Origin of the sequence: Pseudomonas sp. stari2 (assembly GCF_040760005.1) — a bacterium.
GTDB lineage: Bacteria > Pseudomonadota > Gammaproteobacteria > Pseudomonadales > Pseudomonadaceae > Aquipseudomonas.
Genome location: NZ_CP099760.1, coordinates 3,848,532 through 3,864,104, shown reverse-complemented (window position 1 = coordinate 3,864,104; position 15,573 = coordinate 3,848,532). Strand labels below are relative to the sequence as shown.

16 protein-coding genes are annotated in these 15,573 nt (G+C 61.3%); 5 read left to right on the top strand and 11 right to left on the bottom strand.

The features are described from left to right. Window positions 1-3 precede the first annotated feature (3 nt). The 5 genes from NH234_RS17440 to NH234_RS17420 form a co-directional block, all read right to left on the bottom strand. A complete protein-coding gene (locus NH234_RS17440) occupies window positions 4-588 on the bottom strand; it encodes a glutathione S-transferase (protein WP_367253577.1) in 585 nt (194 codons plus the stop codon). Then, window positions 585-4,226 carry an AAA family ATPase gene (locus NH234_RS17435; RefSeq protein WP_367253576.1) on the bottom strand — a complete coding sequence of 1,214 codons (3,642 nt, stop codon included), beginning with the start codon at window positions 4,224-4,226 and terminating at the stop codon, window positions 585-587. Before NH234_RS17435 ends, NH234_RS17440 begins: the two co-directional genes overlap by 4 nt. Continuing rightward, entirely contained in the window at window positions 4,223-5,467 is a 1,245-nt protein-coding gene (locus NH234_RS17430; protein WP_367253575.1) for an exonuclease SbcCD subunit D C-terminal domain-containing protein, read from the bottom strand. The genes NH234_RS17435 and NH234_RS17430 overlap by 4 nt, the downstream gene beginning before the upstream one ends. 193 nt (window positions 5,468-5,660) lie before the next feature. Continuing rightward, on the bottom strand, window positions 5,661-6,167 hold the full coding sequence (locus tag NH234_RS17425; RefSeq protein WP_367253573.1) for a GNAT family N-acetyltransferase: 507 nt from the start codon (window positions 6,165-6,167) through the stop codon (window positions 5,661-5,663). A 90-nt stretch (window positions 6,168-6,257) separates the two neighbouring features. Beyond that, window positions 6,258-6,665 carry a RidA family protein gene (locus tag NH234_RS17420; protein WP_085731874.1) on the bottom strand — a complete coding sequence of 136 codons (408 nt, stop codon included), beginning with the start codon at window positions 6,663-6,665 and terminating at the stop codon, window positions 6,258-6,260. 133 nt (window positions 6,666-6,798) lie between these two features. Here NH234_RS17420 and NH234_RS17415 point away from each other — a divergent pair, with 133 nt between their 5' ends. Next, the gene (locus tag NH234_RS17415) at window positions 6,799-7,740 is read left to right on the top strand and encodes a LysR family transcriptional regulator (RefSeq protein ID WP_367253570.1); all 942 of its coding nucleotides are present in this window, start codon (window positions 6,799-6,801) and stop codon (window positions 7,738-7,740) included. Here NH234_RS17415 and NH234_RS17410 read toward each other — a convergent pair. Continuing rightward, a complete protein-coding gene (locus NH234_RS17410) occupies window positions 7,703-8,563 on the bottom strand; it encodes a LysR substrate-binding domain-containing protein (protein WP_367253568.1) in 861 nt (286 codons plus the stop codon). The two genes, NH234_RS17415 and NH234_RS17410, sit on opposite strands and share 38 nt — an antisense overlap. A gap of 137 nt (window positions 8,564-8,700) precedes the next feature. On the opposite strand from NH234_RS17410, the gene NH234_RS17405 reads away from it, so the two are divergent. The 4 genes from NH234_RS17405 to NH234_RS17390 are packed head-to-tail and all read left to right on the top strand — an operon-like array spanning window position 8,701 to window position 12,936. Further along, complete coding sequence (locus tag NH234_RS17405) at window positions 8,701-9,753, top strand: agmatine deiminase family protein (RefSeq protein ID WP_367253567.1); 1,053 nt, start codon at window positions 8,701-8,703, stop codon at window positions 9,751-9,753. Between the two features lie 3 nt (window positions 9,754-9,756). Then, entirely contained in the window at window positions 9,757-10,665 is a 909-nt protein-coding gene (aguB, locus tag NH234_RS17400) for an N-carbamoylputrescine amidase (RefSeq protein ID WP_367253566.1), read from the top strand. A gap of 1 nt (window position 10,666) precedes the next feature. Then, window positions 10,667-11,770 (top strand): extracellular solute-binding protein, encoded by a 1,104-nt coding sequence (locus NH234_RS17395; RefSeq protein ID WP_367253564.1) that lies wholly within the window; start codon window positions 10,667-10,669, stop codon window positions 11,768-11,770. Between the two features lie 47 nt (window positions 11,771-11,817). Beyond that, window positions 11,818-12,936, top strand: a complete 1,119-nt coding sequence (locus NH234_RS17390) for an agmatine/peptidylarginine deiminase (protein WP_367253563.1) — start codon at window positions 11,818-11,820, stop codon at window positions 12,934-12,936. Between the two features lie 9 nt (window positions 12,937-12,945). Here the strand turns inward: NH234_RS17390 and NH234_RS17385 are convergent, their stop codons facing one another. From NH234_RS17385 to NH234_RS17365, 5 genes are all read right to left on the bottom strand, one after another. Further along, the gene (locus NH234_RS17385) at window positions 12,946-13,608 is read right to left on the bottom strand and encodes a glutathione S-transferase family protein (RefSeq protein ID WP_367253561.1); all 663 of its coding nucleotides are present in this window, start codon (window positions 13,606-13,608) and stop codon (window positions 12,946-12,948) included. A gap of 30 nt (window positions 13,609-13,638) precedes the next feature. After that, window positions 13,639-14,046: a RidA family protein gene (locus NH234_RS17380; RefSeq protein ID WP_367253559.1), complete on the bottom strand. Its 408-nt coding sequence runs from the start codon at window positions 14,044-14,046 to the stop codon at window positions 13,639-13,641. A gap of 32 nt (window positions 14,047-14,078) precedes the next feature. Beyond that, window positions 14,079-14,462 (bottom strand): hypothetical protein, encoded by a 384-nt coding sequence (locus tag NH234_RS17375; protein WP_367253557.1) that lies wholly within the window; start codon window positions 14,460-14,462, stop codon window positions 14,079-14,081. Continuing rightward, window positions 14,459-14,965 (bottom strand): PaaI family thioesterase, encoded by a 507-nt coding sequence (locus NH234_RS17370; RefSeq protein ID WP_367253556.1) that lies wholly within the window; start codon window positions 14,963-14,965, stop codon window positions 14,459-14,461. The genes NH234_RS17375 and NH234_RS17370 overlap by 4 nt, the downstream gene beginning before the upstream one ends. A 115-nt stretch (window positions 14,966-15,080) precedes the next feature. Continuing rightward, a complete protein-coding gene (locus tag NH234_RS17365) occupies window positions 15,081-15,365 on the bottom strand; it encodes a DUF4880 domain-containing protein (RefSeq protein WP_085731863.1) in 285 nt (94 codons plus the stop codon). Window positions 15,366-15,573 lie beyond the last annotated feature (208 nt).

The window sequence follows — 15,573 nt, the reverse complement described above, 5'->3', positions numbered from 1 at the left end:
CGCTTACTTTTTCATGATGGCGGTAAACAGGTCCGACTCAAGAAAGCGCTGTAGCCAAGCCTGCAATCGCTCATAAGGCGTCGTCGCAAACCAGTCGCGATCGACATGGGCAAACTGGCGTACGAAGGGCAGCAGCGCGATATCGGCCAGGCAAGGATGATCGGTCAGCAAGTAGTCGCGGTTCTCGAGTAACTCATTGAGCTTCTGCAGGAACAGCGCACCTTCCGCGCGATAGACCTCCATCGGCTGTTCCGGATAACGTTCGGCGTACTTGTAGCGATTCAGGTGCACCTTGAACACTTGATCGTTGGCTTCGATCAACTCGACAATCCTGGAGTCGCCACCGAGTAGCCAGTCATCCCGATCGTTCTTCGCCAGCGCCCAACGCATGATCTCCAGGCTCTCATCGATCACCTGGCCATCCGCATCCAGCACCGGCACCGTGCCCTTGGGCGAGATCGCCAGCATCTCGGCCGGTTTGGCCTTGAGGCTGACTTCAACGATCTCTACCGGCACGCCCGAATAGCGCAGGGCCATCCGCGCGCGCATCGCGTACGGGCAGCGGCGGAACGAATACAGCGTGTTCATTTCACCTCCAGTGTGCTCAAACCATTGCCCTGGCGCTGTACCTGAATCTGTACCGGAATCCGCTCGTGCATTTCCTGCACGTGGGAAATTACCGCGACTTTGCGACCCTGAGCCTGCAAACCGTCGAGGGCGTCCATGGCCAGTTGCAGGGACTCCGGATCGAGGCTGCCAAAGCCTTCGTCGATGAACAGCGATTCAATCTTCAGCGTGCTCGATGCCATCGATGCCAGACCCAATGCAAGGGCCAGCGACACCAGGAAGGTCTCGCCGCCGGACAGCGAATGCACCGAGCGCAGTTCATCGCCCATCTCGGTGTCCATCACCAGCAGGCCGAGCATGCTGCCGCCCCGCTTGAGGCGATAGCGTTTGACCAGTTGGCGCAGTTGCGCGTTGGCGTGATGCACCAGCAGGTCGAGGTTGTAGGCCTGGGCGATCTTGCGGAAGGTGTCGCCGGTGGCCGAACCGATCAAGGCATTGAGGCGCGCCCAGCGCTGATACTCGGCATAGGCGTCGGCGATCTGCTGCGCCAGTGCGGCGTTGGCGTTCTGCCGTCGCTGATCTTCGACTTGCTCGGCACGCAGTTCGGCACAGAGCTGTTCACTGACGCCGCACTGGTTCTGCAGGTCGGCGAGGGCAGTGACAAGTTGCTCGGCTTCGAGGTCGCCGTTGTGTTGTGCCTGATGTTCAAGCAACTGGCGATCGCGCTCCTGCAACAGCACTTTGGCGTGTTCCAGGGCCTTTTCGTTGCGCTGCAAACGCTCGCGCAGCTCGCCGACCTGCGCGTCGTCGACCCGCAACAGATCTTCGAGACCGCCGTCATCCAGTTCCGGGTGACGAGCGCGCCAGTCGGCAATTTTGCCGGCCAGATCGCGATCTTCGGTTTCCAGCGCCTGCAAACGCTCCTGCTGCGCTTTGAGTTCGGCGGCGATTTGCACAAGCTGCGTGCGTACGGCTTGCAGCGCCTGAGTCTTGGTGGATTCGGCGTTGCGCGCCTGTTCCACAGCCTGCTCCAGCTGCTGCTGCCAGTGTTCGGCGCAGTTGTGAGCGCCCAGCAATTGCGCCAGTTTCTCCTGGCTGGCCTGTTGCTGAGCGGTCAGTGCGTTGAGCTGCTGTTCAGCGTTTTGCAGTTGCTGCACGCGGCTTTGCTGGCGATCCTGTTCCTTCTCAAGCGTCTGCTGGCGTTGTTGCTGTTCGGCCAGTTCGTCTTTTTGCTGATCAACTTGCGCCAGACGCTCGGCGATCTGCCGGTCAAGCTGCATGAAGGTCGCGGCCGGTTCGGCGCGCAGGGCTTCGTGCGTCTCGGAGGGCAGCAGTGTGGCGAAGGCTGCGAGCTCTTCGTCCAGACGTTGACGGTCAGCGCTCAACTCGCGCTGCTGATTGCTCAGGTGCTGCGTTGCTTGCTGGTGTGCGGTTTCAGCGTGACGCAATTGCTGGGTCAGACGCGCCGCGTCCTTTTGCAAGGTAAGCAGGGCGGTCTGGCGCTGTTCGTCCTGGGTGATGCTCTGGTTCAGTTGATCGTTCTGGCGCGTCAGCCAGGCCGCGCGCTTGTCGCTGTCCTGATTCAATAATTGCGCGGCCAGCGGATGAGACTCGATGCTCGGCGTCAGTGCTTGCTGTTGTGCCGCCAGTTGTTCCTGCTGTTGCAGCAACTCTTTCTGTTGGGCAATCACGCCACCGACGCTGGTACGCAGTTCGGTGAGTTTTTCCTTCAGTTGATCGACCGCTTGCTGCGCGCTGGCCTGCTCGCTTTCATCGTGACGGCCGAGGCTTTGCAGAAGAGCTTCCGGCTGGTGATATGGATGTTCGTTGCTGCCGCAGACCGGGCACGGCTGGTCGTCCTGCAACTGCGCACGCAGCTCTTCGACGCTGGCACTGCGGGCCAGACGCTGACGTTCGAGCAGTTCACGGGTGACGTTGAAGGTCTGTTCGGCGACGATCAGTTCAGATTTGGTTTTCACCCCGTCCTGGGTCAGGCGCTCGCGCTCCTGTTGCGCATCGAGCTGACGCTGTTGCAACTCGGCACTGCGCTTGTCCAGGTCCTGCTGACTGGCCCACAGGCGCGCCAGGTCTTCTACCGCGCGCAGTTGTTTGCGGTTGTCCTGTAGCAGGGTGCCGAGGATGCCGATCTGCTCGGCGACGGCGTCCGGCTCCGCGCCAGCCTCCTTGAACAGCACTTCCAGCTGCTGCTTTTGTGTGGCGAGTTCTTCGGTTGCTCGGGCGGCGTTCTGTTGGAGATTCGCCAGTTCGCTCTCGCCCTTGTTCAACCGGTTGCCGATCAGCATCAGTTGCTGCAAGCGGTCGCGGTAGGCATTCCAGGCTTCGCTCAACGGTGCCAATTGAGCGCTCTGCTCAAGATCGGCGGCAATGCGCTGCAAGCGTTCGGCGACCTGTTTCTGCTGATCGAGCAAGGTCTGGATTGTGCTCTGGCCCTGGGTGCAGGCTTGTTCGGCGGATTGCTTCGCTTCGGTGCCGGACGCGACATCCTTGGCGAGGCGGGCGAGGGTGCTTTGCTCTTCGAAGGCCTGACGCAACAGCGGTGCGCTTTCGCTTTGCTGCGCTTGCGCCTGGGTCAGGGCGATCTGCGCTGCGGCGAGATCCTGTTCCAGTCGCGTCTGGCGCTCAGCCAGTTCGCCTTGCTGTTGGGTGTGCGCGTGGATCTGCGCAGCGAGTGGCGTCAGCTGTGCATCCAGTTCGGTTTTACGGGCGAACTGGTGCCGTTGCGGGGCGAGCTGTTCCAGGCGGGTGAGCTTCAGACGCTCACCGGCCAGCGACTCTCGCTCGTGCTCGGCGCTGCGCAGCTGTTCGGCGGCGGCTTGTTGCGAGTCTTGCAGTCGCAGCAGTTCCTTGAGCCAGTCGTGCTGTTGCTCGATCTGTTTGAGCTGCGCCTGCTGCAACTTCAATTGCTGCTGGGCAGCGTTGAAGCGTTCGTCGAGTTCGGCACGGGCCTCGGGCGGCAGCGGGGTCACGCCGGTAGCCTGATCCTGCAGCTGCTTGTGGGCTTCGCGAGCCTCTTTGGTCTTGTCGAACGCGCGGCGGCCGAGGCGGGTGTAGAGCGCCGTGTCGGTGAGTTTTTCCAGCAGTTCGCTGCGGTCGTTGTCATCGGCCTTGAGGAACGCACTGAACTCACTCTGGGCCAGCAGCACGGCGCGGGTGAACTGTTCGAAGTTCAGGCCCAGCGCGGCTTCGAGCTGAACCTTGTACTCGCCTTTCTGGCTGGCGAGCAGTTGATCCTGATCGATGTCGCGCAGGCTCTGGCGGCTGGTCTGCAACTTGCCGCCAGCCTTTTCCCGGGCGCGGTTGGCTTCCCAGCGAGCGCGATAGCGGCGGCCATCGACACCGACAAAATCCACTTCGGCAAACCCTTCGCCTGTACCACGACGCAGCAGGGTACGCGGGTCGCCGGTGGCGATTTCACCGTCGGCGTCCGGGACCTTGGCGTCACGCCCGGTGTTGTTCAGACGCGGCACAGCGCCGAACAGCGCCAGGCACAAGGCATCGAGCAAGGTACTTTTGCCGGCACCGGTGGGGCCGGTGATGGCGAACAGACCGGCACTGGCCAGCGGTTCGGCGGTGAAATCGATCTCGAACGGGCCGGCTAGCGAGGCAAGGTTCTTCAAACGAATGGCGAGAATCTTCATGGCTGCTCGCCCTCCATTTGTACGTCCTGCAGCAGCGTGGCGAAGTCCTTGAGGGTCTGCTCGTCGACCTCGTTGCCATAATTGTCGAGCCAGGCGCGGCGGAACAATTCCTGCGGCGTGAGTTGGTCCAGCTCGATCAGAGGGCCGCCGTCCTCGACGCCGTCAGCGCCACGATTGCCAGCGTATTCGGCGGAGATTCGCACCAGTCGCACGGCCTTGCCTTGCAGGGAGCTTTCGACCTGATGGCGCAGATCCGGTTGCGGCTCGTCGAGGGTCACGCGCACTTCCAGCCACGGCTGGCGCTGGGTTTCGGCCAGCAGGTCGATGTTCGGCAGGTCGGCCAGTTGCAGCAGGATTTCCGCCAGCGGCGCAGGACCGAGGCGTTGCAGATTGACGGAGCGGGGGATCAGCATTGGCTCGACGCTGACCAGGGTTTCGCCGTCCAGAACGACGTCGAGCACCTGATGCTGATAACTGATTTCGGAAAACGACAACGGGATCGGCGAGCCGCTGTAGCGAATCCGTTCTTCGCCATTGACCTTCTGCGGCTTGTGCAAATGGCCGAGGGCGACGTAGCTGATGCTCGGCCCGAACAGACTGGCAGGCAGGGCTTCGGCGTTGCCGATGATCAGGCTGCGTTCGGAGTCTTCCGATACCGACCCACCGGCCATGTGTGCATGGCTGATGGCGACCAGTGCCTGACCCGGCTGGCGCTTGGCGTTGGCCGCTTCGATCAGCCATTCATGCACCTGGCCAATGCCGCGCAGATAGTTGTCACCCAGATGCGCGCCAGTCACCTCGGCAGGCCGCAGAAACGGCAGCGCCAGGCACCACGCGGCGATCTCGCCGGACGCATCCGGCAGCGGCAACAACAGACGTTCCGAATCGAGCTGGCCGTCATCCAGCCACAACACCCGGCCCAACGCATGGGTGCGCAAACGCCGCATCAACGGTGCGGGCAGTTCGATCCGCGAGCCGGAGTCGTGGTTGCCGGCGATCATCACGATGGTCAGCAACGGCTGCTGCTCGTGGGCGCTGACGATGAAGTCGTAGAGGCGTTCCTGAGCTTTGACCGGCGGGTTCACCGTGTCAAAAATGTCGCCAGCGATCAGCAGCACGTCCGGCTGCGCCAGCTTCAATTGGCGCAGCAGCCACTCGAGAAAACAGGCGTGCTCGAAATCGCGCTCCTGGCCGTGCAGGTTCTGCCCAAGGTGCCAGTCGGAGGTGTGAAACAGACGCAAGGCTGACTCCGCAATATAAAGAGGTGATGGCCGCCAGGATGAGAGGGCGGTGAAAGAGGGGAGAGTTTACAGATTATTGCGACGGGCAGGCTTGTCCGGAAGGTGGAGGCCGCGATCTTAAAAGGGGACAAAGGGGACAGATTTATTTGATTTAATAAATCTGTCCCCTTTTGGTTATGTCCCCTTTTGGTTTTTATGCAGTAGCGTCGAAAGCCTCGTGATACTTGACGGTACCCACCGGCAACTCGCCGCCAAACGACAACGCCTGAAAGTACTCCTCCGGAATCCCTGGCAGTTCCAGGCCTGCATGGGCCTTGAAGCCGAAGCGGCCGTAGTAGCCCGGATCGCCAAGCACCACGCAACCAACACCACCGATACGCTGCAACTCCGCCAGCGAGGCTTTCATCAGTGCCGAGCCGATGCCTTGCTGCTGGCGGGTCGGGCACACGGAGATCGGGCCGAGGCCGTACCAGTCCTGTGTTCCGGAGGAAATCGTGACCGGTGAAATGGCGACATGGCCGACCACCGTGTCGTTCTCCACCGCCACCAGTGAAACGCTGAGCTGACCGGCGCGGCGCAACGCGTTGACGATGAATTGTTCGGTGTGGCTGGAGTGTTCTTCGTGCTGGAACGCGGCCTCGGTGATTCGGGCGATGGCACTGATGTCTTCAGGGCGTTCGTTGCGGATCGTAATGTTCATGCTTACTCGTTCTCGGGAGTTCGGGGAAAAGTCTGGCGGATTACGCTCCCGAGTGTGTTGCAAAAGTGTGAGCGCTCCCTGCGCACCGACTTACGCCTCCGGCACTTTGGCAATCACCTTGATCTCGAATTGAAACCCGTAAAGCCACGTCACGCCGACCGCCGTAATGGTCGGATACGGCGCCTCGCCCCAGAACTCGGGCACCACTTCCCAGATGGTTTCGAAGGTCGATTGCGGGTCGACAATGAACACGGTCACGTCCACCACGTCATCGAAGCTGCCACCGGCTGCGCCGAGAATCGAATTCAGGTTGGTGAAAGCCAGTCGCACCTGCTGCTTCAGATCCTGCTCGGGCGAGCCGTCCTCAAGACTGCCGACTTGCCCTGAGACGAACAGAAAACCGTTGGAGCGAACCGCCGGCGAATAGCGATTGCGCTCGTAGAGGGCATGGCGTCCGGGCGGGAAAACCACGTCGCGTTTTGGCTGGGCATGGGGCATGGGGTGTCTCCTTCAATGGTTTGAAACCTGTGATGGAGTAACTCTAGGGACTTGCGTCGACGCGATAAACGCGCAACCTTGGCGATCACTGTTTGCAAATTCCAAACAATCGAGCCGCCATTAGAGGTTGAATATGGACCGCTTTGACGCGATGCAGGCCTTCGCACGGGTGGTGGAGGCGGGCAGTTTCACCAAGGCTGCCGAGACCCTGCACATGAGCAAGACCACCGTGACCCAGCTCATTCAGCAACTGGAGGCACGCCTGCGGGTCAAGTTGCTCAATCGCACCACGCGCAAGGTCAACGCCACGGCGGACGGCGCGGCTTACTACGAGCGGGTGATCAAGCTGCTGGCGGACATGGACGATGCCGAAACCAGTCTTCCTGGCGCGGCGGCGCAGCCCAAGGGTCGCTTGCGGGTCGATGTGCCGAGCCCTCTGGCCAATCTGATTCTGGTGCCGGCGCTGCCCGAGTTTTGTGCGCGTTACCCGGAAATCCAGATCGACATGGGCGTCAGCGACCGGATCGTCGACATCATTGATGAAAACGTTGACTGCGTGTTGCGTGGCGGGGAGCTACGGGATCAGTCGCTGATGGCCCGGAAGGTGGCGGATCTTCAACTTGGCGTGTACGCCGCGCCGAGTTACCTGGCCCGCGCCGGCACCCCGGCGCATCCCCGGGAGCTGGAAGACAGCCATCACCGGGTGGTCGGTTTCCTCTGGGCACGCACCGGCAAACCGGTGCCGTATGCCCTGCACAACGAACACGAAGATCTGCAGATCAAGGGCCGCCACGTGCTGGCCGTCGATGACGGCAATGCCTACCTGTCGGCGGGCCTCGCGGGGCTGGGCGTGTTGTGGTTGCCCAAGTACATGTCCAGGGCCCACGAGGCCAGCGGTGATCTGGTGCCGCTGTTCGAAGACTGGCGCCTCGATCCGATGCCGCTCTACGTTGCCTACCCGCCGAACCGCCACATCAGCCGCAAGCTGCGGGTGTTCATCGACTGGATCGCCGAGGTGATGGCCCGCCACGCTCCGGTTATTGATCGCTCAGGTTCGCCAGCAACCACTCGGTGAAACTGCGGGCCATCGGATCGCCTTCGCTGTCGCGGTGAGTCAGCAGCGCCCAGTTCGGGCCGCGAATAGTGTCGTCCACCAAGGGCTGCAACAGCCCGTCGGCCCGGGCCTTGCGACTGAGCAACTGGCTGACCAGCGCAATGCCGAGCCCACCGCAGGCAGCGTCCAGCAACAGGCCTGGATCGGAGAAGTTCAGGCCCTGATCCTGCTGGCCGACGTCGATCCCGGACTCCACCGCCCAATGGCTCCAGTCCATTTCCCGCTCGCCGTGCAGCGTCGTCCGCTGTGCGTTCGGCATGCTCAGCAGGCTCGGATGGCACGCCGGATAAAGTCGATCAGCGTGCAGCACTTTGAAGCTGCATTCGGCCTGGGAACTGATGTCGTCGCGCACCGCCAGATCGATGGTCTGGGTCGCCATGTCCGGCACTTCATCGGTGCTGAAAATCCACAGATCCACATTCGGATGCTGACGGCGGAAATCCCCCAGCCGTGGCAATAACCAATGCCGGGCAAACGCCGGCGTGGTGTTAAGCACCAGTTGATTGGGTTTCTGGTATTGCCCCAGCCGCCGAATCCCCACCGACAGTTGCTGCAGCATCGCCTGGGTGGTGCTGAGCAGATCGTGACCTGCGTCGGTCAGACTGACGCTGCGCCCGCTGCGGAAAAACAGCGGCTGCTCCAGGTACGCCTCAAGGCTGCGGATCTGCTGGCTGATGGCCGACTGCGTGAGGCTCAGTTCCTCGGCGGCTTTGTGAAAACTGCCCAGCCTTGCGGCGGCTTCGAAGCCGCGCAACGAGCTGAGGGGTGGCCAGTGTTTCAGCATGATCGATAAGTTTCTCTAATCAGTTTTCCGCTAAATCCATCGTTTGTTTGCCCGTCAGGCCGCCATTAGCATGCACGTCAACGCCGCCAAGGCTGTTTTCATTGAACACAATGGCTTAACTCAAAGGGCTTTTTACCATGCAGCAGAACAAAAACAACAACAGCGGTTGGATGATGCCGGCAGAGTGGGTGACGCACGCGGCGACCTGGATGGTCTGGCCTCACAACAAGGCCCTGTGGGAGTCGGGCTGGCGCGCGACCCTGCCGTTGGTGCAAGAAGATTTCGCCCGCGTCGCCAACGCCATCGCCCGGTTCGAGCCGGTGAAAATGGTCGTCGATCCGTCGGCCATCGCCAGCGCCAAAGCCTTTTGCGGGCCGAACATCGAGCTGATTCCGTTGGCAGTCAACGACAGCTGGTGCCGCGACTCCGGTCCAAGCTTCGTGGTTCACCCGGAGCACGGCCTGGCCGGGGTGAGCTGGCGCTTCAACGCGTGGGGTGGCAAGTCTGCCCACGAACTGGACGAGAGTCTGGCCCGTCGCGTACTCAATCATCTGGGGGGCGAGTGCTTCGGCACGGCACTGAGCAACGAGGGCGGCGCGATCCACGTGGACGGCGAGGGCACGTTGATCACCACCGAATCGGTGCTGCTCAACCCCAATCGCAACCCCGGCGTGAGCAAGTCCGAGATGGAGGAGATCTTCAGCCGCCTGCTCGGCGTGAAGAAAACCATCTGGCTGCCGGGTGATCCGGATTACGTTACCGGCGACATGACCGACGGCCACGTCGATGGCGTCTGCGCCTTCGCCCGTCCCGGCGTTTTACTGGTGGATGCCACTCACGATCGCAGCTCGGTGTACGCCGAAGTCGTGCGGGAAAACCGCCGTGCTCTGGAACTGGCCACCGATGCTCAGGGCCGCAAGTTCGAGCTGATCGAGCTGTATGAAGCCACCGATGCGGTGGACACCGAAGCCGAAGTGTTCTGCGCCTCGTACACCAATTTCTACATCGCCAACGGCGCGATCATCATGCCGGCGTACGGCATCGAGGCCGACCATGTCGCGGCAGAAACCCTGGCCAAGGCGTTCCCGGGCCGTGAAGTGGTGCCGGTACGGATCAATCATCTGGCCCATGGCGGCGGCGGTGTGCACTGCATCACCCAACAGCAGCCTGCCTGTCCGGTGGAGGGGTGATCGATGACGATGCTCAAAGTCGCCACCACCCAGATGCCGTGCACCTGGGACCTGAAAAGCAACCTCGACCGCGCCGAGCAATTGGTGCGTGAAGCAGCAGCGCAGGGTGCGCAAGTGATCCTGTTGCAGGAATTGTTCGCCACGCCGTATTTCTGCATCGAGCAGAGTCACCATCACATGGAGTTGGCCGAGGAATACCGTGACAGTCAGGTGTTGTCGCGCTTCGCTGCACTGGCCCGAGAACTGGGCGTGGTGCTGCCGCTGAGCTGGTACGAGAAGGCCGGCAATGCCTACTTCAATTCCCTGAGCGTGGCCGATGCCGACGGGCGGCTGTTGGGCGTGTACCGCAAGACCCACATCCCCAACGCCATCGGCTATCAGGAGAAGGAATATTTCAGTCCCGGCGACACCGGCTTCAAGGTCTGGGACACCGCGTTCGGTCGCCTCGGCGTGGGCATCTGCTGGGATCAGTGGTTCCCGGAAACCGCCCGCTGCCTGGCGTTGAGGGGCGCTGAAATGCTGCTGTTCCCGACCGCCATCGGATCGGAACCGGGCTGCGCGGATCTGGATTCGCGGGATCACTGGCAGATGACCATGCGCGGCCACGCTGCCGCCAACCTGCTGCCGGTGATCGCCTCCAACCGCGTTGGCCGCGAAGTGGCCGGCACCAATGCGACGCTGCAAATGAATTTCTACGGCTCGTCGTTCATCTGCAACCACAAGGGAAAAATGCTCGCCGAAGCGGATCGCGCCAGCACCGGCGTATTGGTGCAAAGCCTGGATCTGGCAGCCATGCGTGAAGAGCGCCTGAGCTGGGGCATCTACCGCGACCGTCGCCCGGAAATGTACGGCGCGTTGTTGAGTCAGGACGGCCGTCACCTTCACGCCCGCTGGAATCATCAAGGAGTCTGATATGCATACCTCACACAAGTGGTTGCTGGGCGCTCTGGGCCTGGCGCTGGCCGGTTTGATGCCCGCCGTACACGCTGAAGACAAGACCTTGCGCCTGTACAACTGGGCGGACTATTTCGCTGAAGACACGCTCACAAAGTTCACCGCCGAAACCGGGATCAAGGTGGTCTACGACGTGATGGACGGCAGCGAAACCCTGGAGGCCAAGATGCTCTCCGGCGGCAGCGGCTACGACCTGATCTTCCCCGGTGACACCGTGGCTGAACGCCTGATGCGCGCCGGCAGCCTGTTGCCACTGGATGCTTCGAAGATCACGGCGATGAACGACATCGAGCCGGGCCTGCAAAAACTGCGCAGCCATTACGAGCATTCGAACAAGGCCACCGTGCCGTATACCTGGGGCACTATCGGCCTGACCTACAACGCCGAGCAGATCAAGCAGCGCATGGCCGATGCGCCGGTCAACAGCCTCGACATGCTGTTCAAGCCGGAGCTGGCGGCGAAGTTCGCCGATTGCGGGATTTCGATGATCGACTCGCCGGACGAAGTGCTGGCCGTGGTGCTCAATTATCTCGGTCGTGATCCGCGCAGCGCCAAGCCTGCGGATCTGGCGGCGGCCAGTGACTTGCTGATGAAGCTGCGGCCGTACGTCCGCAAGTTCCAGTCGCAACCGGTGACCGATCTGGTCAACGGCAACCTGTGCCTGTCCCTCGGCTACAGCGGCGACATGACCCAGGCCCAGCGCACCTCGGACAGCGCCGGCAAGCAGACCCGCTTCCAGTACCGCGTGCCCCGCGAGGGCACCACGGTGTGGATGGACACCATGGCCATTCCGGTGGATGCCAAACACCCGGAATATGCCTACGCGTTCATCAATTTCGTGATGCGCCCGGAGAACATGGCCGCGATCAGCAATTTCACCGGCTACCCGACCTCCAATGCCAAGGCCCGGCCAAGCGTGGATGAGGCGATGCGCAACAACCCGGACATCTACCTCGACGATGCGACCTATGCTCGTCTGATACCGGGCAAGGATATTCCCCAGGCTGACATGCGCGCCCGCATGCGCACCTGGACCAAGTTCAAGACCGCCACTGCAAAGTGATTTTTCCGGGCCGCTTCGGTGGCCCCTTCCACATCAGGAACGTACACATGCCGACTCGTCGCGAGTTCATCAAACAGGTTTCAGTCGCCGCCGGCGTAGGCGCTGCCGTCATGAGCCTCGGCCTGTCCCCGGCGCGCGTGCTGGCGGCCAGCGAAGGTCGCTGGTTCATGCCCGACGAGGGCGACAAGCACGAACGCGCCTACATGGCCTTCGGCGCGCAGGACGCGATCTGGGAAGACTTCACCGAAGATGTCCAGGAAGCGCTGGGCCGGATCGCCCGTGCCATCGCTCGCTACGAACCGCTGACCATCTACTGCCGCAGCAGCGAACGCAGCCTTGCGGAAGAGATTTGCGGCACGTCCAACATCACCTACCAGATCGCCAACCTCGACGACATCTGGATGCGTGACATCAGCGCCAATTTTGTCATCGACGACAAGAACGGCCTGGGCGCGGTGGATTTCAACTTCAGCGGCTGGGGCAACAAGCAGCAGCACTCGAAGGACGCGAAGATCGCCAAACGCGTGGCGCAAGACGCGCAAGCGACCTACGTCCGCAGCGAACTGGTGGGCGAGGGCGGGGGCATTGAAGTCGACGGCCACGGCACCGCGATCATGACCGAAAGCTGCTGGGTCAATGAAAACCGCAACCCCGGCTGGAGCAAGGCTGATGTCGAGGCGGAACTGAAAGCGCGCCTCGGTTTGCGCAAGATCATCTGGCTGCCGGGCATCAAGGGCAAGGACATCACCGATGCCCACGTCGATTTCTACGCGCGCTTCGTCACGCCCGGCGTGGTGATCGCCAACCTCGACACCGACCCGAAATCCTACGACAACAAGGTCACGCTGGCGCATCTGGAAATCCTGAAAAACGCCACCGACGCCGAAGGTCGCCCGTTGCAAATCCACACCGTTTCGCCACCGTTGAAGCCGCGCAATACCAAGTTCAACAAGGACAATGACGATTTTGCGGCCGGCTACATCAACTATTTCGTGATCAACGGCGCGGTGATCGCCCCGGAGTTTGGCGACAAGGACGCCGACAAGAAAGCCTTCGACCTGCTGAAAAAACTCTATCCGAACCGCGACGTGGTGCAGATCAACATCGACGCCATCGCGGCCGGCGGTGGCGGGATTCACTGCGTGACCAGTCACCAGCCGGCGTGAGGTCGTTCCTCAGCGAAACCGTTGGGGCAGGGCCTCGGCAAAGGGATAGAAGTCGAACCACGGTTTGGCTTCTTCGATGACCCGACTGAACGACGGGCGCTGCACCAGCCGTTCGAAATAGGCGCTCAGGCGCGGTTGCTCAGTGGCAAACGGCACCAGCGTGCTGGCGTAGAACAGGGCCGGCGCGGCGGAGCAATCGGCCAGACTGAAATCCGCGCTGGCGATCCATTCGCGGTCCGCCAGTTGCTGTTCAAGCATGCCGTACGCCGTGGCCAGCAGCGCTCGCTGACTGCTCAGGTCGCCATTGGCGGACTGGATGCGGTCGGCGACGATCTGCTGCATCGGCGTCATCACGTAATGGTCGAAGAACCGGTCCCACAGACGCACGTCCAGTGCGGCCTCCCAGTCTTCGGGAATCAGTCGCTTCGACTGGCCCGGTTGATGATCCAGATACTCGATGATCACGCTTGATTCCGGCACCGTGCGCTGGCGGGCGTGATCGCGCAGCACCGGGAATTTGACCAGCGGCCACAACGCCTGAAGCTCGGCCCGTTCGGCTTCGCTGGACAGGTCGATCAAACGTTTCTCGAAGGCGATGCCGTGTTCGTAGAGGGCGATCAACGCCTTGTGGCAGTAGGACGACAACGGGTGGTAGTAGAGGGTCAAGTCCATCGTTCAACACCTCAATGAGGGGGAATGGCGTTACTCAGGTATAGCGCGCCTGCGCACCGCCACACATTTGATTTCCACCAGCAGCCCCGGATGGGCCAGTTCGCTGACGCCGATGCAGGTCCAGGCGCAGAAGCCTTTGGGGAATACGCGGTTTTTCACGTCACGGAACACCGGCATGTGTTGGCTCATGTCGACGTGATAGGTGGTCATCTCCACCACATCGTTGAAGGTGCAATCACCGGCTTTTAGCACTTCGTCGAGGTTTTCCCAGGCACGGATGAATTGCTGCTCGGGGTCTTCGATGACCTTCAAATCAGCCGTCCGGCCCACCTGGCCGGCGCAATAAAGCGTGTCGCCGACCAGAACCGCCGGGGCGTAACCGGCGCGTTCGACGATGGTTTTCATGGATTCGGGGATGATGATTTTGCGATCGGGCATGGCGGAGGCTCCAGGTAAAACGGTGAATCGGGTCACTTCGCGCGAAAGTACCGGATCAGGTTGACTGAATTTGTGAACACCGCATAAACCACTGCTGCGATCATGAGTCCGGCGATGGCCGGGCCGACCGCGTTGATACCGGTGATAAGCAGCATGTAGAGCGACAGCATCAGTAACAGCACGACATAACTGGCGAGTGTTTTTCTAAAGAACGCCAACAGCAGCGGGATGAATGCCACTACCACCGAGTGGATGGCCACCGCCTGCAAAATCTCGATTATCAGATACGAGAACGCATCTTCGCCGCTTGCTTGCGTGGCGATCAGCCAGGATTCGTTCATCAGCCAATTCAGGCCGCCCACCACCATCAGGCTGATGGCGACAATCAGCGCCATGTTTATTGCTTTGGTACTCATTGGTCTTCATTCCGCCCATGAGCAGCCGCTGCCAACTGCCCCGCATCCACCCGCACAAACACCGAATCACCCATCGCCGTCAGCACATCCCCGGCATACACCTCGCAGATCACCCGGCTCTTGCGCCCGACTTCACCTTCGACTTTCGCCTTCAACGTCAGCGGTACTCCCATCGGCGTCGGCTTGATGAACTTGATGCCGAGGTTGCCGGTGACGCAGTTGATGCGTGACAGGCTTTCGGCTTCACGCCCTTCGGCCCGGTAGTGATAAGCCATCGCCGTCCAGTTGGAATGGCAGTCCACCAGCATCGCGATCAAACCGCCGTAAACCAGCTCCGGCCAGCCGCAGTATTTGGCCTCGGGCACGTGCTCGGCCATGACGTGCACGCCGTCTTCATGCCAGAAACTCTTGATGTGCAAGCCGTGCGGGTTGCTGCCGCCGCAGCCGAAGCAGACGCCGTCGGGGGCGGCGGTGTCTTGCAGGGAGGTGTCGAGGGAGGACATGCCGGGATCATCCTTAAGCTGGTTAGCCGAACCCGAGGGATTCTAACCCTCAATCAAGGACAAGGCGTTGCCTCAAGTGACGCCTTCTGCTGTTGGCGTCGATCCTCGCACGATGCTAATTGCGCTGCGCCAGGTTGCGTTGAAACTCTTCGAAGCTGCACGGCAGCGTCGTGGCTTTGCGTTTTTTCGACTTGTCTTGCTCGTCGGGCAATTGATCGCTCAACTCCCAGACCTCAAGCATCTTCGCGTACTCGAAGGCATGGCGCGGACTGCTCTGAATCCATTGCTGGAAGGCCTGGCGTTCGTCAGGTGTGCAGGTTTCGTCTTGCAGGCGCAGGCACCAGTGCGCCGCCTGATTGAGGATTTCATCGTCGGCGTCTTGAGGGCTTTGGAGGTTCATTGACTGCTTCCAGGATGGCCGGAGAGGGCACTTTACCCTGCCTCTTGCAAAAAAAACGTCAAAGTTCGGCAGGGATTTAGCCTGCCTGACGGACAGAACGCGCGCCCACCGGACAGATCGCGCCGCCATTTACGCTTTTCGAGGTTTTGCCATATTCAGTCACATTTCGTTATAGATAGTGGGCAGCCCAACCGGTTTCCAATGAGGC